Here is a 26,062-nt window from a genome sequence, read left to right as displayed (position 1 = left end):
CATTACCTTTTAGTGAAGTAAGACAATCCCATCAGTCGTTCAATCAAGAACATCAGGATACCGGTTAAAATCATCAGCATAACCGAAATCGCTGCAATCGTCGGGTCAAAATAATTTTCGACGTAAGTCAGCATTTGAATGGGCAGGGTGCTGAAGCCCGGTCCTGTCATGAAGACGGAGATGTCGACATTGTTGAATGATTCCAGAAAGGCAATCAGGATAGCCGCAATAATACCTGAGCGGATGTTGGGCAGAACCACCTTGAAAAAGGTTTCCAGCCGTCCAGCCCCCAAACTAAGCGCTGCTTCCTCAATCGCAAAATCAAAGTTAGACAAACTGGATGCAATGACTCTAATAATGAACGGCAACATAATCACCGTATGTCCGATCAATAGTCCAGCATATACTGGTAAATGGTAAACAATGATCAAATAGCGCAGCAGTGTAAAACCAAGAACGATACCCGGTATAAGCAACGGGGAAAGGAACAAAGCATTCAGCGCATCCTTCCCGCGAAACGAAAAGCGACTAAGTGCATAGGCGGCAGGCATACCGATCAGCAGTGCCAAGATGTTGCCTAGCAGAGAGACGACAATGGACGTTTTGAACGTGGACATAAACAAATCCACTTCAAAAATATTTTCATACCAGCGCAAAGAAAAGCCCTGCGGAGGAAATTTTAATACCGTGCCCGGCTCGAAAGAAGTGACCGATATGATCAACAGCGGACCGAGCAGAAAGATGAAGACCAGCAGGCTAAAGAAGCCTAGTCCGTAATGTTTCTCCCGCATATCCACCTACCCCTTCGGATTGAGTTTATGGGCCGCCTTATTTAAGAGACCGACCACGATAAATGTAATAACAATCATAATTGTTGCAATAACAGAAGCTAAAAACCAGTCGTTTAGCGTCATCGCGTTCTGATACAAAAATGTAGCGATAACCCGCTGTTTTCCTCCAAGTAGTGCTGGTGTCGTATATGCAGTCAGGCTACCTACGAAAACGAGAATGCTTCCAATGATCAGGCCCGGTACAGACAGCGGAAATACGATTTTACGAAATGCGCTGAATCTGGAAGCCCCGAGGCTCTGAGCAGCATGAACAAGATCACCGTCGATATTTTCGAGCACACCAATCAGTGAAATAATCATCAGTGGTAAAAACAAATGAACCAGACCAATAATCATCGCTGCCGGGGTGTACAAAATATTCAGCGGTTCATCTACAAGTCCTAAACCGATGAGCACGTTATTTAACAGCCCCTTGCGACCCAGAATGACCATCCAGCTGAATGACCGCACCACTGGACTCGTCAATAAGGGAAAGATAGCCAGCGCAAGCAAAATACCTTTACGACGCGGGGCCTTTTGCGAAATATAATAAGCCGTCGGGAAGCCGAGTAATACGCACACGAGTGTCGTTACGACACTGACTTCCAGCGTAGTCAGCAATATTTTCAGAAAATAAGGATCCTTGAAGAAATGGAGATAGCCTTCTAGGGTGAATGAGCTGTTCTGTACGAAGGTCGAACCGATCGTCAACACAATCGGAATGACCATGAACACCGCCAGAAAGAGCAGACCTGGCAGCAGCAGCCAATACAAGTATGTTTTCTTCATGGGTAGCTCCTTGCGGTTATCGAAATGTTATTCCTTATTCAGCACCTGGATGAACAGCTCCAAAAAAGCTTCGCTGTCCACCTGTTCGCACACATTCATATTGGGGCTATGATTGAGGCGGTTCTGCACATCGCCCACCGTTTGTCCGTCACATATGCGACTGGAGGTTTCCACGTCGACATACAACGACGAGGTATCTACTAACCTCGAATTCAATGCGACACCCACGGCAAGCGGGTCATGAAGCGCACACGCTTTTACCCCGTTGCGTTCTTCATAACGCTTGGTATAAACAGCCGTACTTTCAGCTACATAATTACGAATTGCAGGATGGGACAGACGAGCAATATGATCGGCAGTCAGCAGAGCCTTCCGTGTTACATCCAGTCCCACCTGTATCAATCGACCAAATCCTGCATGAAATACGATCCGTGCGGCTTCAGGGTCAGCATACATGTTGTACTCCGCTACAGGTGTAATATTGCCGCACCCGTGAATAACACCGCCCATAAAAATGACCTCATCGACGTGATCCGTCAGTTCGGGACACTTCAGCAGCGCCAGTGCCAAATTGGTGAGCGGGCCGGTGCAAATGAGCGTCACTTCCCCCCGGTGAGCCATCACGGTATCGATGATGATATCCGGCGCAAAACCTTCGGACGCAGACATCGCTGGGACTACTCCACTCAATGCACCTCCAATGCCGTCTTCTCCATGGACACGGTGCTCGTGCAGACCTTTACGTATTAAGGGAGCCTCCGCCCCCCGATAAACCGGAATATCCGGTCTATCCAAAAGGTCGAGGATTTTGCATGTGTTCAATGTTGCTTGTTTAAGTGAGACATTACCGCATACTGTAGTAATCGCTTGGATATCCAACTGACCACTTTTGGCGGCCAGTAAAATACCCAACGCATCATCAATGCCCGTATCTACATCTAATATAACCTTTTTCATTACTGTGCTACTTCCCGGTTCCAGCGATCTGTCCATGCCTTGATATGATCGTTAACGAACTTCATATCCAGCTTGGTCAACTTGTTCACTACATCTGTACCGTACGTAATTCCTTCTGTATCCGCACCCGACAGTACCACCTGCGTGTTCACCGGAGAATCAACCTTCGCCTTGGCGGATTTTTCTTGAACTTCCTTGCTCAGCTGCCAGTTGATAAATTCCTCAGCCAGCTCCTTCTGGTCGGAGCCCTTCACTACATTAATCGTGTTCATGACTGCGTAAGCACCTTCACTAGGAGCTACAAATTTCGCTCCTGGCACAGCCGCCTGCAAATCTTTGAAGTACATTTCCATGATCGGACCGCCCGCAATTTCTTGTTGACTAAACATGTTCACGAACTCGGACGTTTTGCTATAAAACTTAACGATATTCGGACTCAGCTCTTTCAGTTTTCCGAAGGCTTGGTCTTCATTAAACTCCTTACTCCCCGCTACCTTGGAGGCTGCATCTACCATCATCGGTCCGGCAGTCGCCGTAATATTCGGCAAAGTCACGTTTCCTTTGAACTCAGTTCCCCACAGGTCAGCCCAAGAGGTCACATTCTTTTTCACCAGCTCCGGATTATAGGCAATACCGAGACGCCCGACCGTATAAGCAGGACCATACTCCTCACCCAGCGGCGCTTTGGCAATATCATAAATTTGGTTCAGGTTCGGCACCTTGCTGCGATCCAGCTTCTCAAACAATCCCTGTTGGATTCCCTGTTGGGCATAATAATCAGACAGATAAATCAGATCGACGTCTGTGCTGCCTTGACTGATTTTGTTCAACCGTTCCGCGTTATTTCCAATTTCGACCACGATGTCAACGTTATGTTCTTTTTCAAAAGGCTCGTACACTTCTTTGTTAAAAAAGTCCTCGGAAAAGCCCCATGTGGAAATAACTAGTTTCTTTTTTCCATCAGCTGAACCATCTTTTCCATCTGTCTGACCGCCAGTAGCATTGCTGCCGCAACCTGCCAGTACCACGGATGCCAAGGTCACAGCCATAAACCCTTTAAACCATTTTTTCATATGAAACTCCCCCTATTTTTTTATTATGCACACCTTATGACACAAAAAAGAAAAGTACTCTTGTAAAACAAGAATACTTTTCTTCGTAAACAAAGAATAAGTTGATCCCGCTGCGCGTTATAACAGGTTCTCCCCTCAGATAGATCCGAAGCGAAAAGCCGAATATCCAATTTTATTAGGATTCTTTCAGTATGATGTTCGTAATTGCCCACTGCGTTGCTGAATCATAATCACGCAGTAAAGCTTCTATATCGAGCTCCATATCCTCAATCAGCTTCTCGCGAAGTCTCTTCTTGTACAGCATGGACATTCGGAAATCCACTTCCAGCTTCAAGCCGGGAGCTTCCACTTCCAATGCCGCCGAGCGTGGAGAACGCCGGTGCTTCGCCACAAAGGTAACAATGTTGTTCTCAACGGTGGCCCGCAGTAGCGTGGTCCCGAAGCCGAACAGTTCCTTTGAAACTTCATTGTAAATCTGGCACATCCGCTTCTTGCTTTCGTTACTGTCGAGCAGCGTCATGAACCCACCCTCATCAGCATATTACGTACAATCAATCTTTCAACACGATAGATTATACATAAATATGCGATAAATAGCAAACAAAAATCCCTAATCTAATAACATATGATGCGAAAAAGCGAACAATATGTCGAACTTTGTAGCTTTTCAACATTTTTACACTTTTTCGTCTAACCCTTAAGTTTTCGAACACTGCTATATTCCTCGCAGGAAAATTAAAGTAGACTACAAAATCATTATCGTCACCACTCTGGGAGAATATTTTTTTCTACTACTATATATGTAGTTTTTATTTAAACGCATTTAACCGTACCCCGCGGGAGTCCCCTAGCGATTGTACGGTTTTTTTATGTTATGTAGCTGACTGGCCAGATGGGAACCCTTCAAGAAAAAGCCGATTGAATCCACGAGGACACTACAAGAGTAGCTGGCCACAGCAGCATAAAGTTAGCTATGATATACGCCTTCTTAAAAGCATAACGATGATAAAAATACCAACAGCTCCATGAAATAAATACTCCTATCGGGTAGCTCATTATGACATAGGCAAAAATATAACTGATGAGATAATCTCCAGCTGTTGGTGCATCGAAAGAAAATACGACCACCATCAGCATGGCCGGATAGGCAAATAGAGTTAAGCCATAAACGATATTCAATATAAGTAAAATGACAAATGCATTTTGATCTTTCATGATGTTCTCCTAACTATTGCAGTCTGCCTGTATCACCATTGTGCAGCCCGTTTACGTCTCTCCTCACGCCGATCAGCTTCTTCCATTTTGCGAATATAACGTTTCAACTGCTCTTTATGATCGTCCAATTCTTGTATTCGTACCGTGGTTCCTTGGAGAAATACCTCCATTTTACGTGTTAATTCAGCAGCCGATTCGCCCCTCCAGTCTTGCAGACGACCATATATATTTCTCATCTGCTGCTCCTGATGCTGAAGTCTTTGCTTTAGCTGCTCGCATTGCTGTACAGCCCTACGCAGATCCCCCAGGCTCAAAGATATTCTACTCATCTCTTTTGCCTCCCGTTGTGTTCTTCCAGCTGCTCTTTTTATTGATCCACCATCGTAAATTCCTGGCCCTTGCGATCGATGTACTCTGCTATCTCTGTAATCGATTCCTGATACCAGCGATTAATCCGATCCAGTGTCGCCGTAGCACTATGCGCAAGCGGGGTCAAAGACTGACTTTCACTTGTCCCGATATGAGCCTGAAATAACTGGATGGATGCTCGGGTATCGCTAGAAAATCCATGCAGGCTGGAACGCATCTGGTTAGCCGCATGCTTTAGCTCCTCAGGTGTTAATTGAATTGTGCCCCCATTTTTGTTGCCTACAAAATATGTACCGCCATTGGAGCGACCATTCTGTTGTCCTACTCCCAGGATATTCACTCCCAGTGCATTAGCAGCAAACTGCCCGAAGGCCCCCATTTGTCGACCGTAACGTTCAACCAGATCGCCCATGACTTCCTTGAGCTCTGCTCGCGCGGCCAGCATCTGCTCGTATGCCTGCACCCGTGGGTTACCTTCCACCAATTGACCGTCCATGGTGTACAGTGGATTGCTGATATTGCCGTTTTCATCAAATGTAAAGTTTTCCATGCTATGAGTGTGCTCTCCACCTAATACAGAATTATAGAACTTGGTGAATGCATCTTGCTGTATCATAGGCAATGTAATCGGAACATAAACAATAGGAGTCCACTTGGGGCCAAGAAAAAGTCTTTCCAATTCGGTTTTTCTTTCCAAGGGAATTGAAACAGGAATAGTAAACTTAGCTACATTGGCAGTCTTATAATCACTCCCAATATGATACGTTTCCCCCACATGTTGGTTAGCCTTAGTGGCTCCCCCACCAACGCTATCTCCGGGATGGGCAAAAGCCACATTAGTCTTCTTGAATTCTCCTGCTTTTACCCTCTTTTGAAGATCTTCAGGCAATAAATGTACAATGCTCGGAGCAGCAAAACTCACAGATGATAAACCATTCTTCACTGCAACATATTCTGCTTCTGCACCGCCTAAAGAATGACCTGTCGTAGATATTTCGGCAGCGGGATACTTCTTCTTCACTTCGTCGTACAGTATTTGAGCTTTTGTAAATTGATTATCCTGATACTGGGCCTCATACTTATGAAATGAACTTTGTACCTGTGGGAGGGAATTTTTTATCTCTTCTTGATTATTTACATAATAATCGTGAACTTGATTTAAATTTTTTGCTCGTCCGCCCACGACATCGCTAATATCCGTTCCTATGTCCATCGCTCTACTCCATATTGGTCTTCCTCCTGGTTCAGTTCCCCTATATCCTATAATCACCTGATTGCTATTCTCATTGTGAAAAACGGTCGCATCGAATCCAGAACCATTCGTGTCATGTAATAGTTTTTCATCTAAATCAACAACCTTCCAACCGGGAATATCTTCATTTTTATAAGTCTTTGGATCAATATCCAATAGGTAAGCCTCATCTGCTATCTTCCAGTATGTTTTTTCGCTAATATACTGCAACTATTACCCCACCTTGTCTAATCACCTAATATATTATAAAGTTAGAAAAAGTTGATACTTTCAAAAAAGGAGCATCAAAAAATTGAAAAAGAAAAAATTTTGGGTTACTGCTCTTATCTTATTCTGCATCCTAGTAGGAACTCTCTATTACATGCAGTACGCATCAAATATAAAAAAAGAAGAAGCCGTTAGAACAGGTATACCTATTGGAAAAGAGTACATCAAAAAATACTATAGGGCTGATTTCATATTTAAGAGTTATGACTATGTAGGTAGCTATGTTAATAATACGGTTCATCTAATCGGCTATATAAAAGGACATGAAGATCAATCGATATCTATCGCTTACGATTTTGAAAAAAAAGAAGTGCTTAGTGTAACCGGACCGGATTGGTTCATTGACAGTCGATACCCTAAAAAGAATGTTCCACCATTTTAAATATCAAGATTTGTATGCCAAAAAATCACATATGATTCATTCCAGTTCAAGAATATATTTTTCCAATCTAAGGAAGTGAAATCATTATAATACTTCCTGTTTACTTGGGGTATAGTTGAAAGTAAAAATAAGTATAAAGTCGTTGGTTACTGCATTTCTGGTCGCGGTTCATACCTAATAACGATTAGGACTTTGTAACTGTATGTTAGAAGAGATTTGCGTATATGAACACAATTTTTAAACGTTGTACCGAGCTAATCCTTTTATTAAATAAATGAGCTATCCTACTATTATTATAAAAAGCAGTAATGTTATGAGTTTATAGTCAGGAGATACTAAGGAGAAGAATTCAACTTGAAGAAGAAAAAGGATTGGGGAAGCATCTTTATAGTAGTCTCAATCCTTGTAGGAATCTTTTATTACATGCAATATACGGAGGATGTACAAAAAGAAGAGTACGTCCAATCCGGCATACCTATCGGGCAAGACTATATTAGGAAATACTATAATGTTGAATTTATATACCAAAATAACGACTTTATTGGTAGTTACGTTAACTATACCGTATATCTCCGTGGCTACATAAAAGGACATGAAGGCCAGATAATCTCAATAAATTACGACTATAAGAAAAAAGAGGTGCTCTACGTGACTGGACCGGATTGGTTCATCGACAGTAGGAATCCTAATAAGATTGTTCCGCCATTCTAAAATCAAGTCTGTATTCAAATAATTAGTCCCATTACAGATGATTTTTTCCTAAATATGAGGAAAAATAGTATCATTATAATACTTCCTGTTACTGAGAGATATTTGCAACAAAAATAAGAACCAAGTCATTGTTCACTGCATTCTGGTTGTAGTTCACATTAAATTATAAATAGCATGTTAGGGGAATGTTGCGTAAATGAACACAATCCTTAAATGTTGCACAGTTCTCATCATAATATTAACCATTCTGGGCGGTTGTGGTTTTTCTACCGTTCAAGAGGAAGAGATAGTAGAGTCTGCTACTACTGTCAGTATCAAATATATTAAAACTCACTATAATACGGATTTCGTATTAAAAAATTACAATATTGAAGAAAACAGTGTCTTTGCAAGAGTACATCTTTACGGCTATATAAAAGGAAACGATACAGACTTAATTAGGATATCCTATGACTTGGACTCAAAAGAAATCGTCAATGTTACGGGACCGGATTGGTTTATTAATAGTAAGGTTATAGATAAGAATGCACCTTATTCCTAAGAAAGCGTATAGCATATTTAGCTCAATTTTAAGGAGAATACTTCAACTTGAAAAAGAAACAACTATGGCTTTTTGTCTTTATATCACTTGTCATTCTGGTAGGAGTTTTCTATTACATGCAGTACGCATCGAATGCCAAAAAAGAAGAAATCGTTCGGACAGGCATACCTATTGGAATAGAGTACATTAAGGAATACTATAGGGCCGATTTCATATTAAAGGATTATGTTGTAGATGATCCGGCTATCCACTCAAGAATATATCTGTATGGGTACATTAAAGGTCACGAAGACAGCAAAATTACCATCTATTATAATTATAAAACCAAAGAAGTGATCGACGTCTCTGGACCTGCTTGGTTCATCGATAGTAGAAATCCTAAAAAGAATAGAATATTGAACCATGATTGCAGAAAAGGCTCCCTAGGAGCCTTTTTCAGTCGTCGTTAGTCATATTTAACGCTATTCACCTTTGGCGCTATGCTTAGTTACATGAATAAAAGGATATTCACCTTTGCTTATTTTACGTTTCCACTCTTGTATCATGTCTTCTTGGGTAGGCGGTTTCTCATTCACGATTGCTCCTGTAGTTACTTTAGCCATGGTTTACCCTCTCTTGGTGGTTTTAGTTATTGCGTCTTTATCTTTTCTCCAGTCATTTTGATGTTACCATCCATTTCTACCAAACTCGTTTTACATTTTAAACCGATAGCATCCTTCGCTGTGACCTGTATTGTGTTACCCGCATTGAACACCAGGTTCCCGTCGGCTTTTACACGAATATCCTTTTTGCTTCGCAGTTCAATTCCATGGTCATCCAGTAGTCGAATCACCACTTCATCGTCGTTCCCCGTAATTAAAATTTCATTTTTCTCAAATATAATGGCTTTGCGGTACTTGGTCATAAAGATCTTCGTCGACGGGTCCTTAATAAAGTCACCGCCTTTGGATCTCTTGCGGATCGAGTGGGTTACAATGGCATCTTTTTCTGTAGAGGTCGGAAAGTAGATATCTACAAAGTCAAACAGCTCTGGCATGCAGTACCATCCGGTATTCCCTTCCGATGTATAGAATGTAGCCGTTGGAAAAGCGTAGGTCTCCTTGACGTTAGGCTTGACCTTGTCCATTTCATAAAAGAAAACTTTCACATGATCCTGTTCAATTCCAATAACCTTGGACTTCAGCGAGATGCCACGAATACTCTCATTTACAATCAAATCCTGTTTCATTCCATCCGATGTGGTCAGCACATATTCATGCCACAAGACACTATGGCGTATAAACGCAACAGACTGCAGGACGTATAAGGTTTTCCCTTTGAACTTAACCTCCGCCCCAATTTGCAGCAGGACATCTCTAGCCCCTGTCGTTTGCACTTTATAATATAAAAAGTTGTCATCCTTGCTGGCTCCTGGTTTGGTTTTTCTGGTCATGGAGTAGTTATACTGCCTGAGCTCACGCTGATTGACACCATCCGGTAATCCAAAATAAAACTGCGGTTTGTCTCCAATCGGATCAGGTATTAGTCCCCAACCGAGCCGAGACGCTATACGTTTCAGAAACAACCAGTCCGTCTCATCAAATTGCATCGTAAATTCCTGCAGAAGCTGATCTTTTAAGCGGCTCGTACAATTCGCTTTGGGATATGATTTGAGTACATGTTCAAGCAATGCCTGCACCTTCATCTTCACATTTTGAAAAGATTGTCTATGAAGCACTTCATCCAACTGGCTTGTATAGGATAGAGCTTCGACAACCAAATGAGCTACATTGGATACCATCTTGATTCTGAACTGCGTGACTAATCCCCTAAATAATACAATCTGCTTCTGATCATCATTCACATAAGAAACGACTAACTTAGCCCCTGCCTCCATATGATCTGTATACTCTTCCATTTGGGCACCCGTTAACACACCTGTCAAAAAGACCTTCACATGCTCATTCATTTTCTGTACAACTTTAACTTTTGGATTTTTAAGAGATAAAACTGTTCCATTATACTTGATGATTGGATATCCCATGTTACCGCTCCTCTATGTCGGTTAGTTTACGTTTATCCGTTGTTTGCTTACGTATTGAATGACATCTTTAATGGTTTGATTATGCCCCTGATCGTTGAGAGCCTCATCTAATGTAGGAATCGTGGTAAAAGTTTTATTTTTCTTCTGAAAATATATGTCCGCTATAGGGAATGGCTTTGCACCATCTGGTCCAGAGCCCGTTTCATAATAAGCAATAATGATAACGTCTTTTAATCCATCCTTATTTACATCCTTGAAGGCCACTGCTTCTACGCCTTCATCAGCATACCACCATTCATTCCCATATAAATCTGGAAATGAATATATAACTCGCTCTCGATCATCTAATAGAAAAAAGTAGTTTTTGGGAATTTCATCTTTCTTTGCTTGAGTCGATACAAACCGTACTTTCCCAAAGCCTTCGAAAGTAGTTTGAAAAGACTGCGACTCTTCAATTTCATATTGGTCGGTATTCAACTTTTCACCGCCAACTGTGGAAACAGACTGATCCTCAACGGAACTTAACTCACTCCATAGTTCCTCATTTTGCTTAATATTATCTGGAATCTGTGCAAGACGAATTTCATATTCCGCATGGTCCCCTACTGCATGAGCCAAAGGGATACTAATACCTAATGAATCACTTGTGAGGTAACTAAACGATTCCATTTCTGCTTCCGCAGGCGAACCTTTGGTTAAATCCGCGTTTGCTAACAGTTGAATCAAATCATCTTTTGTGAAATCACTGATTAATCCTTGTTGCTCCGGCTGAACAGCTGTAATCTTCCCGCTTTTTATAAGCTCAATAAAAGATTTCTCGACCTTTACCAGATCCCTCAATTTTATTCTTGAAGCCTGCTTCATATCCAGGTTCGTCGTATAAAACATATGACTAGGATAGGCTGCGTCCTTCACATAACGAACACCCGTATATTGAACGCTCAAGAATCGTTCACTTTGTCGTTTGATCTCATAATCAATTTCAACATGGACCCCAGAATTGGAATCCGCATAGTTTTGTAATCCTTCTAAAGCATCAGTCTTAAGAATTTGGTTTAAATATTTTTGCTTTGCAATATCCTTGAGTTTTGTAATTTGAGGGTATTTAATCACGATCCCATGTTCTGAATATTTCTCTTGAATGAGTTCATAGCTTTGCTGTTCACTAGTATTCGGGGCGGTGCTATACTCAAAATCAATACGGACTTCTCCACTGGTGGAAAACTCAATGATAATGTTCTGTTCAGAATCATCACTGTTTATTAAGAAACCATTGCCGTGGTCTAATACTTCGATACTCATGCTATCATGTTGTCGATTTTCTAAAATAAGCTCATCCACATCCTTGTTTAATTCCCACGAATCCGGGAGCTTCATCTTACCTACATCTATGCTTTTCTGCGTCCATTTTTGTCTAGATAAATGCCACAAATTAACAAATGACGGGTATGGATGATATATGGAGACATGCCCCCCTAACCACAACTGTATACCGTGCTCTGAATCTCGAACCACAAAATCTGTAGTTAATTCTGGCCCGCCATCCTCAAGCATCTGAGCGTGTACAAGCTGCTTCGTACTCCACCACTGAATAAATGTGTATTTATCTCCGATTGTGCCTGTCAGCGTCGTAGGTGCTCTGTAATTTACAACTCTAACGTTTAGCCGTCCACTTTTTAACTGGAACGATTGTGTTATCACAGTAAGTTTGTTATCAAACTTTTCTGCAAATTCTCCGTCCTTCATCTCTACACTTTCTGGTTCATTTAGCAACAAATTAAGATCCTGTGTGAAGTCCTGTAGCTTGTTTTGTCTGACATCAGAATTCATATTCTCATCGTTAATTATATGAAGTGTCTCTAGCAACGTATCCAACTTTTTAGAATAGGAAATCGTTTTGGCTTCATTTTGGAGAGAACGCGTATGATTTGTTGCTGCTTTTGAAGAATCATTTCCCTTCGTACATCCGTTCATTACTAAATAGGAAATTAGTAATAACAGCACGTAACAAATTCGCCCATGCCTCAAGAGACTCACGCTGGATATCACACTCTCTACAATTTATCGTTCATCTCTATACTCATAATCTTCCACTTGTCTGACTGCTTTTCTAACGTAAATACAAGTCCTTGGTTTGATTCCTCTTCTTCTGAGTTACTCTTTACCAAAAACGCCCGCTGATTAGCCTTATTAGCAATCTCTTTTATATTTAGATCTAATCCCGTATAGTCCATAGCGGAAAAATCTATAATATCTTCAAAATTATTTTTTAGACTTGCTGACAAAGCAGTGAATTCCTCCATTTCGGGCAAGTGTATCAAGAAGCGATTCATAAGATAATGATCTTCCAAATAATTTTGAATAATATCTTTAGGAACCATGGGGTATGCAAATTTTTTAGTTTCATTCTCATATAGTACTTTTGTTTTTTCTGGTCCGGTATTGTCGAATTTTTGATAAGTCATTATCGTATGTTGTTGAGTATCCTGAAAACGGTAGTAACTCACATCCTCAAAAACACCATCTTTATTAATGTCCTCTAGCTTCCTGCTCCCTTGCCCTGTTGCTTCTGGATAACTGTAATTAAGGTTATTAATTTGGTTATGGTCCAAAGCAAATATAGAGAAGCCTTCTGCCTCATTCACTTCGCTAGTTGAATATACTACGATAAATTTTTGTTCTGTTTGATCTAATTCCATAATTTTTATGTCTGTATTAAGATGCGCAACCATAACTGGGTCCTCTAATTTACCAATGATATGATAGCCAGCATCCTCACGGACTACAAATATGTTGTCATTTTCCTCTTTTTCTAATCCAAATGCGAGTACGTATTCCATCTTTCCATCAAGGTCCAAATCTGCTTTCAATATTTTCTGAAGGTGCTCATCCTTGGGTTGAATTTTCTTTATAAACTGATCTAATGTGTCAGAATCTGTAGCGCGAGCACTACTTATTTTATTTATTGGAGCAACAATATTGCTATTTTGATCTAGTTCTTGAGCAGCAGGCTCTGGTTCAGTCACAGCTTTTTGCTCTACCACTTGAGAGCTGGGTTTGATGGGATCAACTGCCTGCTGCTTCTCATTCGTAGATTTTTCCGAACATCCATTCAATAGCAGGCTAAATAACAATATTAAAGATAATATTCTATTTTGTTTTATAAAGTTGATTTCAAAAAACTCCTCTCTCACATTGTTCATTGCACGTTTATACGTTGTTTGCTTACGTATTGAATGATATTTTGAAGTGTTCGATTGTGACCTGTTTGATTGATATTCTTATCCAATTCAGATAGGGTAGTGTACGTATTGTCCTTTTTCTGAAAGAAAATCCCCGCGATAGGGCGCGTTTCTATTCCGTGCGCATTTACCCCTGTGATATAATCTGCAATTATGACAATGTCCGTACGCCCGTCATGATTTAAATCCTTAAAGCTTACTGCTTTAATCCTGTCAATCATCCTACCGTTGTTACCATAAAATTCGGGGAATTCGTATAAAATCTTATTATCCCCATACTTTTGGCTGTTAACTTCCAAAAAAAACTTTGCTTGTATCAGATCATTCGTACCCTCATCTTTCAATGTGGATATAAACTTTACTTCCCCCCATCCATTAAGAGTGGTGGTAAACGATTGTTCTTTTTGGATAGTATATGGTTCCAGATCAGGATCGGGCTGAGCATCTTCTTCTACATAATCAGCACTACGTTGCTGTTTTATGGATTTCTCCATGTTATAATCAATGGTAATATTGTATACTTTCTCTGTTTTAGTATCCCACAGAATCCTCAAATGTAAGCCGTTTTTGGAGTAGAGCAGACTCCCATTTGTTACAATACTCGGTTGGCCGTAGAGCTGTAGTACTTTGCTAAGGTTATCACCGATCTTCAATCCTCTTTTTGTTTTAAACTTGGGACTTTCCAAGCTCACAGCTACTAGATAACTTTCACCATCCACCAATTGCTCACCCTCAAGCTCAATCTTAGATAAGACTACAAATCTTATTTCTGGGTCCATGTAGTTAGGATAAGACAAGTTCCACCTTCTGTAAGCCCCATTTCCACTAATAAATCCTCGATTGGAACTATCATATCCCTCACCATAACCCAACTCATGAATAAGTTCTTTAATGTCTGTTATTTTATCAATCTTGTGTGATCGATATGAAATATCAAAGTCCTCTTCCTGAAGAAACTTTGGATCGGCAGATACAACATTTTTAGCTTTGTCTGTTCTTTTCTCTGGATAGTAGCCAGTGCTTTCTTGCTTAACTTTAGCAGTAGCTGTTTTCTCATTGTTATAAGTACTGCTGTCTGAAAGACTACATGCAGTTACTCCTAAAGCCAAAAAAATCAATATAATAAAATAACCGTAACTTGGCTTGCACAATTCTTTTCCTCTTTTCGAATTTCAGTTTATCGTTCGCCCGTTACCGTCCACTTTCCATTTTCATGACCATTACTATCTTGGGCATTTCGGAGTGCCTTGAAGGTAATAGCAGGAAGTTTTATACCTTCTGCGCTAGCAATATTTTGAGCTGTGCTTTTACTAATACTTGATAGATATAAGTCATAATTATCGGACTCTTTATTACTTAGTTTGTCATAAATGGATTTTACATCTTCACCCCATGTACCATGACCTGCATACGGCCCATAATCTACTCTTTTCGAATTCATTCTTACAATCGGAGTTATCCAATTGCAGTATTGATATATATCACCTTTACCTTTAATCCCCTCCAAATTGTTGTTTTTAACTACAACTTGTCTAAATTCCTCACCATAGTAAATATATCCCAACATTTTACCAAATATTAAATTATGTGCCTTGACCAAATCCTTTGCATAATTAGTCTCGACACCATGCTGACCATCGGCTGCACGATTTGTACTGCTCGTATTAAAGCTTCCCGTCCCTTCCTGAATAATAATAGCTAACAAAAGACGTGGATCAATCTGAATATGATATGTTTCTTGTATGCTTTTTGTAGCTTCCCACAAACTGTGCAGCTTTTCCTGATTCCATTTCTGTTTAATAAATTTTTTCGAACGCTTTTTGAAATATTTTTCAGCTTCAGAACTACCGTTATATTGGAATTCAGCAGGTATCCATTTTCCAGCCGGAGTCTTTACGTTCGTTTTTGTAGGTTCATTCTTCGATTCGGTGGTAACGGGTACTTCTGGTGGTGCTTTAGTACTCGTATCGATCAAACCTAGCTTCTCGCGAATAGCTCGTCCCGCCTCCTCAGCAGCTAACTTTTCCATGATATCTCCACTTGCCTCCGCAGTCATCCAACGAACGGTTTCTTTTTGCATTTGCTCTTGAGCCCATTTGGGGAATGTAGCCATTTCGCGGAGCTTGCTACGAAGTCCTTCTGCCAGCTTTTGCGCTTTACGCATACCAACCTCGTCGCCATTTGCTTGAGCAATATACCAATCTTCTTTGTATTTACGCATCCAGGTCTGGGCCCAGTCGGGGTAATTTAGTTTTTGTTTTTTCTGTTCTGCTGCAAGATCAAATGCCTGTGCTTTCCTGTGTGCATTAGCAGTTGTTAAAGCTTTCAACATAGGTGTTGCACCAAACGTTGGCTCTTTCCATTTCATATGTCTTCTCCTTTTTTACGAATACTAAAAGAATCGTATCTCTGACATACAGGTATCGTGATGTTTGGTTCCTCGCTCTACGGCCTCAATCGTTATTTTCACGAAAGAGGTATGAATGGGGTTATCAAGAAATTCGTTTCTTATAAAATCATTATCTATCACCCTGGTCTGCCCGTTTGAAAACTCCAGTTTCATTCGTTTAACTCTATTATTTGCTTGGAAAGCTTTGGATGACTTGGCTAAACCATTAAAAAGTTCAAACCCCTTCAGTTCTTGCATAGAGCCGAAATCAATTTTGATCCACTCCCCGATCCCGTCTCCTTTAACTCCTTCACACCAGGCTGTACTCGCATCTCCGTCCATGATGTTTTGGGCAGCATAGGAATTTCCTGCTTGGTCTGGAAGTGTAGAAGAAGCAACGATATTCTGTGCAGGGATGCTTTTTTTATATTTCATCAAGTCTGTTGTAGTCTGTATCCATTGCACAGGAGCCACAGAATACCCTATCCTCTGCATTACATCAAAGTATTTTACACTTTGGCCAGTGTTGATATGGTGTTGTTCTATCTCTTTTTGAGAGTTCAAATAGACCATTCGTTTGCCGTCCATAGTTAAAGTAAGGCTTCCAGTCACATCTGCCAGTACTCTTTTATTTCCATTCTTCAAATCCAATAGATATGTTTTATTATTACTGGAAGAAGAGTACAGCAGTAGATCATTATAAAGCCATTGTTCAATCCAAATCCCCTCTGTCCCCATGCTGACTTGTTTAACTTTTTTATTATTCACCAAATCATAAAAGACTAGATAACTATTACTCTGAAGACATAGCTTCATACTATCAGGAGAAAACTTTGGGTTTTTAAGATTAGCAAAGCCTGTTACATGATTGTACAAATCAGCGAGTTTTTTAGTAGACTTCTCCTTTATAATATATTGATATAAAACCCCATTTTCTGCGTAGACACATCTTTTTAAGTCAGGAGAAATCAAAAAATAATCAGTAGTTACTGGTATATTAAATTCGCTTGTCTTCTGGAGTGTCGATAAATTAAAAATTTTAACCATTAAATAATTCGAATCGTGTGATTCTCTGCATAAGATAATATGGCTACCATTATACGAAATACCATATATATATAGCTCATCTTTTGGATAATCTCCTTTTTCACTCACATACAGCTTATCGATAATACTATCTGTGTTAATGATATCATCACCATTTAAATCGTCCATGTTTTCCAAGTATTCTATAGGTTCGTTATCATTTTCACCCCGGAATAGTATCCAGTTTGTTGGCATTACATTTTTATTATCATTTGTTGTCTGAACTACTTCACTTTTATGTGCCGTACTTTGTATTTGACTACTTTCATCAGAGTGATAACACGCGGATAAAATCAACAATGCAACAATGCATATTAATATTCCTTTCAATAGTCAAACTCCTCATTATCTTTTTTTCGTTATGCTTTTTTTCGTTCTATCTTTTCTGTCAATGATAGCAAGTCCGTAAATTTCTTCGTTGATGTACTTGTCTTCTAATGAGTGTTTTACCACTCCTACAGCGATAAGAAATTGAGTGAACTCATATTTATGAATTGTTATACAACCAGTTGAAGACTCGTGCTTAGGCTTAGAACTGTCTTTATTGAAACCCTTATGGATGTTGATACCAGTAGCTGTGTGCTTTTTATTTTGCATAATTGAAGGAACGCCCCCTCCGTTCCTAATGCGTAATGCTGGATATGTTCCACGGTGACGGCCACTTTTAAATTCATATACCCCCTCGTTTACCGTGGCAGCCTCATTTTCATAATCTGGAAGTGTACTTGCATTATTGCTTGTATATTTAATTTCGCCATCTACCACCACAATAACCGTCGCTCCATACCGTCCTTCCTGATGATCGTCCTGTGCATAACTATACGAACCATCTCCTTCAAAGAAAAACACAAGGGGTGCCTTACGGTTCGATGACAGTTTCTTTTGAACAATGCTGTTATTCGTGTAATCGTTTATTCTGTACAGAGCTCGAGCCTGATTACCTTTTATGCCCTTACTGCTTATATATTTCTCAATCTTTTTCACCGCCACCAATCCATCTTTATAATCCTCAGGATCTAATGGCTTCGTTTCCTCCTTCGTCGGCTTTTCAGGAGTAGTCGACGGCTTCTTGCCCGGTTCCGTTTTCGTTGTTGTCGTCGTTGTTGGAACAGTCGGCGTTGTAGCCTTGCTAACCTTAGGCCATGGAAGAATGCCATTGGCTACTTGATGCAGGTACACCGCGAGCACATCACGACCATAGCCCTTATTCTCCAGGCCGTATTTTTTCGCAAAATCATGCAGTGCGGCGTTAAGCTCCTTATCCCAATCGCCTGTAGTTGGTAGCTTGTACGAGAAGCTGTCTGGATACTTCTTGGCAAGCTTGTTCAAATTCTCCCTGGCAAGCTGGCTGTTCACGCCATACTTACTCCGCAGAGCAGCTGCTTCCTTGGCTAGAGCCTTTTGATCAGCAACGGTCAGCTTATGGGCTGCATCTGCATATTGTCCGGACAGCTCCTCCAGCCGATTCGCATCCAGATAGGATTTGGCTGAATGCCCACGAATCAGCTCGTTGATTAGCACATTGTCACGCAGCTGGTTCGCGAGAAGATGCATCTGCTTTTGCTTGGCCTTGTCGTTTGCGCTGTGCGCTTCCCACCACTGGGACGTGTATTCATGCATTTGCGCTCTGGCCCAGGCAGGCATACGATCTATTTCTGCCACCTGCTGACGCAATCGCTTGGCCTTGGCTGCTGCTTCCTTGGCCCCTTTTTTGTCCCCGGCTGCCACGGCCTTGTAGTAGTCCGTTTTATATTGAAGCAGCAAGTCCTGTACCCATTGCGGATATCCCTTCCCTTTCAATTCTTGAACTAGGGATTTATAGGCTTTCAGCTCTGCATCAGGCACCTGATTTTTCATGAGCTTACTAGCCTTGATATGAAGCGTTCCATCGGTTCGGATATAGCTGCTTTTGCACGTCAGAGATATTTCGCGAGTAGCGGTCATTTGTACCTTTTTGCCATGCAGCACCAGGTCTGTATCGGCGTGAAATGTAAGATCGTGATGACTATAGACGTGAATACCGGAAGCTGGATTCAAGCGCACAAGTATCTTTTCTTTTTGGGTGGAAAGTGCCACTTCTTTGTCGTCGAATCTCGCCACTTTTTGAGTTTTGGTATGAAATAGCTTTCTTGACGGCTTGCTGATTTCATCTCCTTTGTAGTCTCTCTTACGCAGAGATTGAACCACACGAGCTTCCTTTTCTTTGTTAGATGGAAAATACAAATGGACATGATCCCCTAGCTCAGGCATGCAATGCCAACCAATTCCATCTCCGGTATACATGGTGGGGTATGAAAACCAGCAACCCTCAACTTTGGACTGCATAGAATCCACGGACAAGTGAAGTTTAACGGATTCGTTTTCACTATTTAAATCAATAACTTTCCCTTCAATAGAGGTACCTTTGATTAACGGGTTATGTATAACCTCCCTCGGAATGCCTGCTCCCGGAACGAGAACGTAGCCATATGTCATAATGCCTTGCTTCATCTCTGCATGAATCTGATCAATAACCCAATGCTTTCGTTGAAACATGACGACATCTCCAAGTTCAAAACGCTTCGTATCCTCCACTTCAGCATATGTATACTGGGGACCTGACTTTGTTTTTTGGAGGGAAAAGTTAATGCTACGCAATTCACCTTTCACCTGTTCTTTTGAGGTACCTAACCATAGTCTCGGGAACACGGATGTAATCTCGGCAATGAGTCCAGTCTGCAGATGAGAGGCCATTCTTTTTAGAAACTCCCAATCACTCTCCTCATACTGAATAGTAAAGCCGCCCAGCTTTTGATCGCTGTCCGCCAGGTCAATAAAATCCCCATGTGGATAGGCATCTATAAGTTCGCGGAACAGTTGATAATACGTCAAGTTGCTGTTTTGAAACGAACGGTTTTTCCGTTGTTGATCCAATAAATATGTAAAAGACGCAGCCTCAAGGTACATGTGATATACGCCATTTTTGAATGCAATTCTAATATTGGTGACCATTCCTTTAAAGATGCTAACTGTCCCTCGGTCTTCATCCGTCTCATATACCTCTAGCACATCTTCATCGTAAGCTAATCCATCATACTTTGCATGATCCTCATCCGGTATGAGAGCAGTGATGTACACCTTGCCGTGATCATTTATCTTCTGTGTCAATTCAAAATCAAGTAGCCGGATAATTTCATACGGTGCATTCACTCTAATATTTCCATAAGTCAGCATAGTTCCTGCCAGTCCCATCTTACTCCCCCCGTTTGCTTTTCATATGATGCAAATCCTACAATCTGTTAGCTATTCCTGCCCATCTGTCGTGAATGAAATTTTGCCGCACCACATGCATAAGTTCGTGGAGCAGCTCATAAGAGCCGGAGATTGATCTACGTATACATCCTTTTTTCCATTCAACCAAGGCATAGAAATGCTCGGTTTGCAGGGCTGCGGAATGATTCCCCCGGAATTTCCTTTGTTAGCAGAAGAGACTGCAGGATTATGCATACTACGGCACTTTCCGAAAGAAGGGATATGCGTCTGCGGGTGAAAATCCTGAATATTCCCTTGCAGTTTGTCGCCAATACTAATCCCCCTGTTAGCTGAAACACTAAATCTTCCCGTATGACTTCCATAGCTACAATGTATCTGTGCCCCATCCACTACATAGCTCTCACTCATTCTTGGACTCTCCTTTGTATAGATGGCCCCTCTGTATCGACCTTTTGTAATTTCAAGCCTGCCAGATTGAACTTCAAAATACATTCAGCCACATCAAGATCTACAATGATATGATGATTGGCATCCTGAACCCTGAATATTTTATGATTCTCCACTGCATATTCATCTAGAATGATTTTCTTCAGTGTACCGTCCCTATGATATTCACTACGTGGTGATAAACATATCAGGCTAGGCGGATTTGCCAGCCAATACCTTGTTTGCTGCATTCGCTGCATATCGGCAAAAACAACCAACTTCCAGCTTAATCCGGATTGATATATATCAAAGATTTCCTTTAGTTGTTCCGAAACGATGGATACCGGATGCTCTATAAAATCAATATAGTCCGCATCACCTGATACATAAAATTGTAAAATAGATTCTTCATCGGCACATGATGAGCCTTCTGCCCATTCCAACAACTGCCTGCGATTTGTCTCTACTGGATACATATACTCTGTAATACGATTATCCTGTTGAATCATGTAGTACTCCATAAGCTGTTGAATACACCACCTCACTGATTCCTTTATACTCCCCTATTCTTACTTCCAAATCGTCCTCACATTTCAAGGCCTTGAATTCAGGTAAATGTACAGCTTGCTGAATAGCATCCTTCGCTAATTTCAGAATATATTGATGGAATTCCCCTGTAGCCTGAAGTACAAATCGCTCCACATCAGGCTGAAAAATCTTGTTCATATAGGGTTTTCGAAGCTGATTCAATTCATCCTCCAATTCTGCTAAAAAGCTGAATGCCCAGCCTGCATCATAGGTTCCATAACAAGGTTGAGGATCAAAGAACCAATTTTTATCATAGGCTTCGACGACATAGTTATAGTTACGATCCATCAGATACGTGCGCCTCATAGAATAAGTAATGTATCCGATCCTCGTCTTGGCCACTTCTGCAGAATGGGCTTCCAGGCAGATCGATTGAAAGGATTGAATAAAAGAAGAGATGAGCTCATCTTTTCTTTGTTCATATAAAGACGCTGCTTGATGTAATTTCTGATGCAATACAACTTCTGCATAGGTCTTATGGAAGTGCTCTAGGGCTTCCTGTCTATTCATAATTCCACCTCTGAACCTATTATATAGAATATTTACATGATATTACTGGTTCTATCCTCCTATTTTATTACACAATTTTCATATCATGAGATTACATATGAATTTATGAAAACAGAATGAAAATAATCATATTTTTTCGTGAATGTGTAATAATATATGCAAAAATTCTCCAAGAAAGGCCAGCATTAGACCTAAGAAATGAAGGTTTGTGCAAGCGAATAGGTAAATCGAAGTAGAAGACTCAGGTTTATAACGAAATAATCATGTATAATTAATAATACGCTCCAGCAATACTTTCAGAGGACTAGGAATGGGATACACAAACCATTAGAGTTTTGTTAACCACCACTTTGCATCAAGATTGGAGACATATGACTACTTCACCTACAGGTTTTTATAATAGTATTCAAGAGGCTACCGCGCATGTCATTGATGTGTTGAGTGATATTTTACATGTTAATACCATTTTTATTGCCGCTAATGATGGGATTACGAATGTAATCGTTGATTCATTTAACCGGGAAGAGATACTCGTTAAGAAAGGGGATGTGCTCCCTTTTGAGCTTAGCTATTGCAGTCTGGTGTTGGACCATCCTGCGGATCACCTCACGATTTCAGAAACGACTATTCACCCGCACACATGCGATTTAGATGTGACTAAAACCATGGGAAACCACTCATTTACAGGAGTCCCTATTCGCATGAAAAATGGTCAGGCTTACGGAACCATTTGTATCTTGGACGCGCCATCTGTACATTTGACAGAATCAGAACTGAAGGCACTACAGGCTATGGCCGTATTTCTGGGGTATGTAGTTGAACTGGAGAAAGGCAAGATCGATGCTGAAATCTCTTCCATGAGCAAGCTGGATTTGATCTCTTCCCTGAGTAATAAAATTCGGTTTTCGCTAACCGAAATATGGGGAGCCACCGACCTCATGCTGACGACGGAGTTAACAGAGGAACAACAGCAATATATGAGCATCATGGAGTCGAGCAGTCGCTCGCTTATGACGTTGTTGAGTAATATTTTGGATTACAGCAATATAGAGTCCAGACAGATCGATGATATTGAAGATCCGTTTGATCTGAGAACGATGATGGAAAATGTATTGAGTCTGTATACAGAGGTAGCAGCGCGACGGAATCTAGAGTTGAAGCTCGACTGGAATCTCACCAGCTCGCCTATTTTTATCGGGGATGAAGCTAAAATTCGCCGTATGCTGATTAATTTGGTAGATAATGCAGTAAAGTTTACAAGCACAGGAGCTGTCATCTTATCTGCAACCGCCCAATCCGTGACCGATGCACCTGAGGTTGAACTGGAATTAAAGGTGAAGGATACTGGGATCGGTATATCTCCTAACAAACTGAAATTGTGGCTTGAGCATGACCGTGGAAACTCCCCCTCATATGGCAATCCAGGATTGGGTTGGCAGATTACCAAACATCTATTAAAACGAATGAATGGTAAAATGACTGGGATCAGTGAACCTGGTAGCGGGACAGAAATAACGCTCCAGTTCACTCTGAAAACATACCAGGAGTCAGCATGAAATAGAAACTAGCTTGTGATAATTATAGGACACATCATGTAATAGAAGCCCGTGACGCATAACGTCACGGGCTTTATGTTATGGATACGTGTCATTAGGCAGTATTATCACCCTATGCCGCACGTTTGTGCATAGTCAGACTTAGTAACGTTTGGGAGCAGCCAGCTTGGCCAAATCCGCCATATACGTAAAAAAGGCTTCTGGATCTGTATCGTATACCAGGTTCACAGGACGTCCCTCTGCCTGTTCCACCGTTCTGCCCTGACTTGGGCCTTCTGCGATAACGCTGCAATGCACCGTCTTTTTCTTGACAATGTCCGGGCGTCCTACGGATGCAGTGGTCAGTACATCCCACAAGTAGTAGGTTGAGTTCGTTTCGCTATAGACGAGCGGCGGACATCCTGCATAGCAATTACCCAAGAAATCCACGCCTTCATATCGGCGCTCAGCTGCCCAACGATTGCGTACTGCTGGAGTTAATGGCACTTTGCTTGTGCTTTCCAGCGCTACCAGATCAATCGTGATGCCGCTTTGCCACACCCGATATGCCGCTTCTGGGTCCCAGAACACATTCCACTCTGCTGTGCCGTCATGCTCTGGCTCCTCCACATTCCCTTTTTCAAAGGTGCCGCCCATCCATACCAGCTTTTCAATCTTTGCTTCAATATCCGGTGCTTCATCCAGCGCTCGCGCCAGATCGGTTAGCGGTCCAGTGAATAGCAACAGCGTCTTACCTTCAGCTCCGCGTACCTTTTCGATCAGATGCTGATGAGCTGGCAGGGATGAAAGCGGCGCTTCCATTCGTCCCGATTCATTCAGCACAGGTAATGCATCTACATAGAAGGAATGTAAACGCCAAGCGGCAGGAAACGGATTTTTACCGCGTGAATTAGACTTGGCGACTTCAACAGGCCCTTTATTTTTTCCAAAACGATCAATAATTTTACGGCTGGCATCCGTCGCCGGCTCCAGGTAACCATCTGCTGGAATCACCGATACTCCGGTCAAATGAACCTGCTCCATCTGAAGCAACATAAACAGGGATACTAAATCATCCACTCCACCATCATGATTAAAATAAACGTTTGTCTGACTCATCTGTCTCTTCCTTCCTTTATCCCCGTAAAACAGGCTTGTTCTTATCGGCAACCACCCTTCATTATGCCTGATCGCTTCACAGGAGTAAATGTGCGATAGTGTGTGGATCAGGGATTTTTTGCTTACTCCATGCTTAAGATAGGTAGAAATGTGTGTAATAACAGGGTAGAAGCACGGGTCCTAATCGGAAGCGTAGGAAGGAGAGTTTCATATGACAGTCCATACAATAGAAGAGTTGGAGCAGATCCGTAGAGAGTGTAAATCCATGGTGACGAAAAGGGCTGCGGCTTCTGGTGGAGCGGTATTAGTTCCAGTTCCAGGGGCTGACGTTCTTGCTGATGTCGGCATTTTGATGCAGCTACTGCCAGCCATTAATGGAAAATTCGGATTATCTGAGAAGCAGCTGGAAGGTCTGGACGCAGAAACAAAATCCATGGTGTATGGTTTTATCACCTCAATTGGCAGCAAGCTGATCGGGCGGCTCATCACCCGTGAAGCCATCGTGCAGATTTTGCAAAAAATGGGCATTCGTATCGCTACCAAGCAGGTTAGCAAGTTTGTCCCCCTTCTGGGGCAAGGGCTAGCCGCGGCAATTGGCTTTACTGCCATGCGAACCATTGGTAATCGGCATGTCGATCAATGTTATGAAGTAGCCAAACGCTTGCTGGAGCAGCGAACTGCCGCAGATACCGCGCGCAACTGGACGGTTCCACAGCAGCCTCTAGAGCCTGTGGGAGTGGATCATTTGCCAAACCGGGACCCGGGAGCAGCGATTCCACTACTGCCGGCACCCCCTAAAGATTAAGTTCTTCACATTCGAGTCAACCATCCATTTCACCCGCACGGGGTACTGCAGATCGAGACGGGTCCTGTATCCCGTGCTTTTTAGCCTTCCACCTTGGCTCCATAGGAGCGGGCCACCGCTACTGCCTGCTCGATATCCAACTTGGCTCCGGTGATGTCCAGATCTTTAAAATTCACGCCATCCATCTTCGCACCGCGCAGGTCTGTTCCTTGAAGATGGGCTTTGTGCAGTCTTACCCGGGTAAGATCCGCCTCCCGCAAATCTGCTTTTTCCAAATTGCATTCGGATAAGTCGGCTTCCTTGAATCGTATTTTTCGCAAATCTTGTTTTCTTAAATCTGCATGACGCAAATTCGTATAAGACCAGTCTCCGCCCGTAATTGTGATACCATCCATATTCGCCCCCGCAAAATCTGAACCTACCAGCTTGCAGTTTTCAAACCGGACTACAAACAAATTGGCGCTGGTGAACAAACAATTGGTAAAAGCCGACTCCTTGTAGTGAGATGCATTCAGGATGGCTCCGGTAAAATCACAGTCCACAAAAGTACAGCCTTCCACGAGGGACTCATTCATCTCCACACCCCGAAAGCGACATCGGGTAAACTCGCAATTTCTCCACTCGCCTTCTCTGGCATCCATTGAGCCAAAATCACGGGCTTCATAGACCTCATCTGTATAAAAGAACATGTTCTCTCTCCT

The 26,062-nt window shown here is 41.7% G+C and carries 27 protein-coding genes; 6 read left to right on the top strand and 21 right to left on the bottom strand.

Translation table 11 applies throughout. The annotated features are described in order from the left end of the window. Positions 1-2 precede the first annotated feature (2 nt). The 8 genes from ACL9RM_RS01895 to ACL9RM_RS01860 all read right to left on the bottom strand — a co-directional run bounded on the left by ACL9RM_RS01895 (position 3) and on the right by ACL9RM_RS01860 (position 6,695). Complete coding sequence (locus ACL9RM_RS01895; protein WP_013312456.1) at positions 3-791, bottom strand: ABC transporter permease; 789 nt, start codon at positions 789-791, stop codon at positions 3-5. 6 nt (positions 792-797) lie between these two features. Next, entirely contained in the window at positions 798-1,619 is an 822-nt protein-coding gene (locus ACL9RM_RS01890; RefSeq protein WP_013312457.1) for an ABC transporter permease, read from the bottom strand. Positions 1,620-1,646: 27 nt separating this feature from the next. Next, a complete protein-coding gene (locus ACL9RM_RS01885; RefSeq protein ID WP_165177918.1) occupies positions 1,647-2,576 on the bottom strand; it encodes a nucleoside hydrolase in 930 nt (309 codons plus the stop codon). Then, on the bottom strand, positions 2,576-3,649 hold the full coding sequence (locus ACL9RM_RS01880; protein ID WP_061830502.1) for an ABC transporter substrate-binding protein: 1,074 nt from the start codon (positions 3,647-3,649) through the stop codon (positions 2,576-2,578). Before ACL9RM_RS01880 ends, ACL9RM_RS01885 begins: the two co-directional genes overlap by 1 nt. 175 nt (positions 3,650-3,824) lie before the next feature. Continuing rightward, positions 3,825-4,169 carry a hypothetical protein gene (locus ACL9RM_RS01875; protein WP_013373571.1) on the bottom strand — a complete coding sequence of 115 codons (345 nt, stop codon included), beginning with the start codon at positions 4,167-4,169 and terminating at the stop codon, positions 3,825-3,827. A 383-nt stretch (positions 4,170-4,552) separates the two neighbouring features. Then, positions 4,553-4,864 carry a hypothetical protein gene (locus ACL9RM_RS01870; RefSeq protein WP_013312461.1) on the bottom strand — a complete coding sequence of 104 codons (312 nt, stop codon included), beginning with the start codon at positions 4,862-4,864 and terminating at the stop codon, positions 4,553-4,555. A gap of 32 nt (positions 4,865-4,896) precedes the next feature. Then, a complete protein-coding gene (locus ACL9RM_RS01865) occupies positions 4,897-5,193 on the bottom strand; it encodes a WXG100 family type VII secretion target (RefSeq protein WP_250260184.1) in 297 nt (98 codons plus the stop codon). Positions 5,194-5,231: 38 nt separating this feature from the next. Then, positions 5,232-6,695, bottom strand: coding sequence for a hypothetical protein (locus ACL9RM_RS01860; protein WP_250266877.1), 1,464 nt, complete (start codon positions 6,693-6,695; stop codon positions 5,232-5,234). Between the two features lie 82 nt (positions 6,696-6,777). Between ACL9RM_RS01860 and ACL9RM_RS01855 the strand changes: the two genes are divergently transcribed. The 4 genes from ACL9RM_RS01855 (at position 6,778) to ACL9RM_RS01840 (ending at position 8,835) form a co-directional block, all read left to right on the top strand. Then, on the top strand, positions 6,778-7,134 hold the full coding sequence (locus tag ACL9RM_RS01855) for a hypothetical protein (protein WP_250260182.1): 357 nt from the start codon (positions 6,778-6,780) through the stop codon (positions 7,132-7,134). Positions 7,135-7,488: 354 nt separating this feature from the next. Next, on the top strand, positions 7,489-7,845 hold the full coding sequence (locus tag ACL9RM_RS01850; protein WP_250260181.1) for a hypothetical protein: 357 nt from the start codon (positions 7,489-7,491) through the stop codon (positions 7,843-7,845). 196 nt (positions 7,846-8,041) lie between these two features. After that, positions 8,042-8,386 (top strand): hypothetical protein, encoded by a 345-nt coding sequence (locus tag ACL9RM_RS01845; protein WP_250260180.1) that lies wholly within the window; start codon positions 8,042-8,044, stop codon positions 8,384-8,386. Positions 8,387-8,502: 116 nt separating this feature from the next. Continuing rightward, complete coding sequence (locus ACL9RM_RS01840; protein ID WP_250262162.1) at positions 8,503-8,835, top strand: hypothetical protein; 333 nt, start codon at positions 8,503-8,505, stop codon at positions 8,833-8,835. Positions 8,836-8,847: 12 nt separating this feature from the next. Here the strand turns inward: ACL9RM_RS01840 and ACL9RM_RS01835 are convergent, their stop codons facing one another. From ACL9RM_RS01835 to ACL9RM_RS01785, 11 genes are all read right to left on the bottom strand, one after another. Next, entirely contained in the window at positions 8,848-8,988 is a 141-nt protein-coding gene (locus tag ACL9RM_RS01835) for a hypothetical protein (RefSeq protein ID WP_250260179.1), read from the bottom strand. A 26-nt stretch (positions 8,989-9,014) separates the two neighbouring features. Continuing rightward, positions 9,015-10,409: a phage late control D family protein gene (locus tag ACL9RM_RS01830; protein WP_250266878.1), complete on the bottom strand. Its 1,395-nt coding sequence runs from the start codon at positions 10,407-10,409 to the stop codon at positions 9,015-9,017. A 21-nt stretch (positions 10,410-10,430) separates the two neighbouring features. Next, on the bottom strand, positions 10,431-12,383 hold the full coding sequence (locus tag ACL9RM_RS01825) for a DUF4163 domain-containing protein (RefSeq protein WP_250266879.1): 1,953 nt from the start codon (positions 12,381-12,383) through the stop codon (positions 10,431-10,433). An 80-nt stretch (positions 12,384-12,463) separates the two neighbouring features. Beyond that, complete coding sequence (locus ACL9RM_RS01820) at positions 12,464-13,603, bottom strand: hypothetical protein (protein ID WP_414126141.1); 1,140 nt, start codon at positions 13,601-13,603, stop codon at positions 12,464-12,466. Positions 13,604-13,608: 5 nt separating this feature from the next. Then, the gene (locus ACL9RM_RS01815) at positions 13,609-14,802 is read right to left on the bottom strand and encodes a hypothetical protein (protein WP_250266881.1); all 1,194 of its coding nucleotides are present in this window, start codon (positions 14,800-14,802) and stop codon (positions 13,609-13,611) included. A 26-nt stretch (positions 14,803-14,828) separates the two neighbouring features. Continuing rightward, entirely contained in the window at positions 14,829-16,019 is a 1,191-nt protein-coding gene (locus ACL9RM_RS01810; protein WP_250266882.1) for a hypothetical protein, read from the bottom strand. A 24-nt stretch (positions 16,020-16,043) separates the two neighbouring features. After that, positions 16,044-17,456, bottom strand: coding sequence for an NADase-type glycan-binding domain-containing protein (locus ACL9RM_RS01805; RefSeq protein WP_250266883.1), 1,413 nt, complete (start codon positions 17,454-17,456; stop codon positions 16,044-16,046). A gap of 15 nt (positions 17,457-17,471) precedes the next feature. Then, positions 17,472-20,357, bottom strand: a complete 2,886-nt coding sequence (locus tag ACL9RM_RS01800) for a phage baseplate assembly protein V (RefSeq protein WP_414126138.1) — start codon at positions 20,355-20,357, stop codon at positions 17,472-17,474. Between the two features lie 51 nt (positions 20,358-20,408). Continuing rightward, positions 20,409-20,786, bottom strand: a complete 378-nt coding sequence (locus ACL9RM_RS01795) for a DUF4280 domain-containing protein (RefSeq protein WP_414126136.1) — start codon at positions 20,784-20,786, stop codon at positions 20,409-20,411. Next, positions 20,783-21,313 carry a hypothetical protein gene (locus ACL9RM_RS01790; protein WP_414126134.1) on the bottom strand — a complete coding sequence of 177 codons (531 nt, stop codon included), beginning with the start codon at positions 21,311-21,313 and terminating at the stop codon, positions 20,783-20,785. Before ACL9RM_RS01790 ends, ACL9RM_RS01795 begins: the two co-directional genes overlap by 4 nt. Further along, positions 21,297-21,902 carry a hypothetical protein gene (locus tag ACL9RM_RS01785; protein WP_414126133.1) on the bottom strand — a complete coding sequence of 202 codons (606 nt, stop codon included), beginning with the start codon at positions 21,900-21,902 and terminating at the stop codon, positions 21,297-21,299. The genes ACL9RM_RS01790 and ACL9RM_RS01785 overlap by 17 nt, the downstream gene beginning before the upstream one ends. A gap of 371 nt (positions 21,903-22,273) precedes the next feature. Between ACL9RM_RS01785 and ACL9RM_RS01780 the strand changes: the two genes are divergently transcribed. Further along, positions 22,274-23,458 carry a GAF domain-containing sensor histidine kinase gene (locus ACL9RM_RS01780; protein WP_414126131.1) on the top strand — a complete coding sequence of 395 codons (1,185 nt, stop codon included), beginning with the start codon at positions 22,274-22,276 and terminating at the stop codon, positions 23,456-23,458. A 141-nt stretch (positions 23,459-23,599) separates the two neighbouring features. Here ACL9RM_RS01780 and ACL9RM_RS01775 read toward each other — a convergent pair whose 3' ends face one another. Next, positions 23,600-24,556, bottom strand: a complete 957-nt coding sequence (locus tag ACL9RM_RS01775; RefSeq protein ID WP_322158912.1) for a nucleoside hydrolase — start codon at positions 24,554-24,556, stop codon at positions 23,600-23,602. A gap of 211 nt (positions 24,557-24,767) precedes the next feature. On the opposite strand from ACL9RM_RS01775, the gene ACL9RM_RS01770 reads away from it, so the two are divergent. Next, entirely contained in the window at positions 24,768-25,361 is a 594-nt protein-coding gene (locus ACL9RM_RS01770; protein ID WP_414126129.1) for a hypothetical protein, read from the top strand. 80 nt (positions 25,362-25,441) lie between these two features. On the opposite strand, the gene ACL9RM_RS01765 is transcribed toward ACL9RM_RS01770, so the two are convergent. Next, on the bottom strand, positions 25,442-26,050 hold the full coding sequence (locus ACL9RM_RS01765; RefSeq protein ID WP_250260168.1) for a pentapeptide repeat-containing protein: 609 nt from the start codon (positions 26,048-26,050) through the stop codon (positions 25,442-25,444). Positions 26,051-26,062 lie beyond the last annotated feature (12 nt).

The organism is Paenibacillus sp. S29 (assembly GCF_049319765.1).
Lineage (GTDB): Bacteria > Bacillota > Bacilli > Paenibacillales > Paenibacillaceae > Paenibacillus > Paenibacillus polymyxa_B.
The sequence above is the reverse complement of the archived record's forward strand: the minus strand, read 5'-3'. Positions and strand labels throughout refer to the sequence as shown.

Bases quoted from the DNA above. Each gene is read 5' to 3' on its own strand.
- ACL9RM_RS01895 (WP_013312456.1), bottom strand. From the start codon at position 791: ATGCGGGAGAAACATTACGGACTAGGCTTCTTTAGCCTGCTGGTCTTC.
- ACL9RM_RS01890 (WP_013312457.1), bottom strand. From the start codon at position 1,619: ATGAAGAAAACATACTTGTATTGGCTGCTGCTGCCAGGTCTGCTCTTT.
- ACL9RM_RS01885 (WP_165177918.1), bottom strand. From the start codon at position 2,576: ATGAAAAAGGTTATATTAGATGTAGATACGGGCATTGATGATGCGTTG.
- ACL9RM_RS01880 (WP_061830502.1), bottom strand. From the start codon at position 3,649: ATGAAAAAATGGTTTAAAGGGTTTATGGCTGTGACCTTGGCATCCGTG.
- ACL9RM_RS01875 (WP_013373571.1), bottom strand. From the start codon at position 4,169: ATGACGCTGCTCGACAGTAACGAAAGCAAGAAGCGGATGTGCCAGATT.
- ACL9RM_RS01870 (WP_013312461.1), bottom strand. From the start codon at position 4,864: ATGAAAGATCAAAATGCATTTGTCATTTTACTTATATTGAATATCGTT.
- ACL9RM_RS01865 (WP_250260184.1), bottom strand. From the start codon at position 5,193: ATGAGTAGAATATCTTTGAGCCTGGGGGATCTGCGTAGGGCTGTACAG.
- ACL9RM_RS01845 (WP_250260180.1), top strand. From the start codon at position 8,042: ATGAACACAATCCTTAAATGTTGCACAGTTCTCATCATAATATTAACC.
- ACL9RM_RS01840 (WP_250262162.1), top strand. From the start codon at position 8,503: ATGCAGTACGCATCGAATGCCAAAAAAGAAGAAATCGTTCGGACAGGC.
- ACL9RM_RS01835 (WP_250260179.1), bottom strand. From the start codon at position 8,988: ATGGCTAAAGTAACTACAGGAGCAATCGTGAATGAGAAACCGCCTACC.
- ACL9RM_RS01830 (WP_250266878.1), bottom strand. From the start codon at position 10,409: ATGGGATATCCAATCATCAAGTATAATGGAACAGTTTTATCTCTTAAA.
- ACL9RM_RS01825 (WP_250266879.1), bottom strand. From the start codon at position 12,383: ATGAACGGATGTACGAAGGGAAATGATTCTTCAAAAGCAGCAACAAAT.
- ACL9RM_RS01810 (WP_250266882.1), bottom strand. From the start codon at position 16,019: ATGAAATGGAAAGAGCCAACGTTTGGTGCAACACCTATGTTGAAAGCT.
- ACL9RM_RS01800 (WP_414126138.1), bottom strand. From the start codon at position 20,357: ATGGGACTGGCAGGAACTATGCTGACTTATGGAAATATTAGAGTGAAT.
- ACL9RM_RS01795 (WP_414126136.1), bottom strand. From the start codon at position 20,786: ATGAGTGAGAGCTATGTAGTGGATGGGGCACAGATACATTGTAGCTAT.
- ACL9RM_RS01790 (WP_414126134.1), bottom strand. From the start codon at position 21,313: ATGATTCAACAGGATAATCGTATTACAGAGTATATGTATCCAGTAGAG.
- ACL9RM_RS01785 (WP_414126133.1), bottom strand. From the start codon at position 21,902: ATGAATAGACAGGAAGCCCTAGAGCACTTCCATAAGACCTATGCAGAA.
- ACL9RM_RS01780 (WP_414126131.1), top strand. From the start codon at position 22,274: ATGACTACTTCACCTACAGGTTTTTATAATAGTATTCAAGAGGCTACC.
- ACL9RM_RS01775 (WP_322158912.1), bottom strand. From the start codon at position 24,556: ATGAGTCAGACAAACGTTTATTTTAATCATGATGGTGGAGTGGATGAT.
- ACL9RM_RS01770 (WP_414126129.1), top strand. From the start codon at position 24,768: ATGACAGTCCATACAATAGAAGAGTTGGAGCAGATCCGTAGAGAGTGT.
- ACL9RM_RS01765 (WP_250260168.1), bottom strand. From the start codon at position 26,050: ATGTTCTTTTATACAGATGAGGTCTATGAAGCCCGTGATTTTGGCTCA.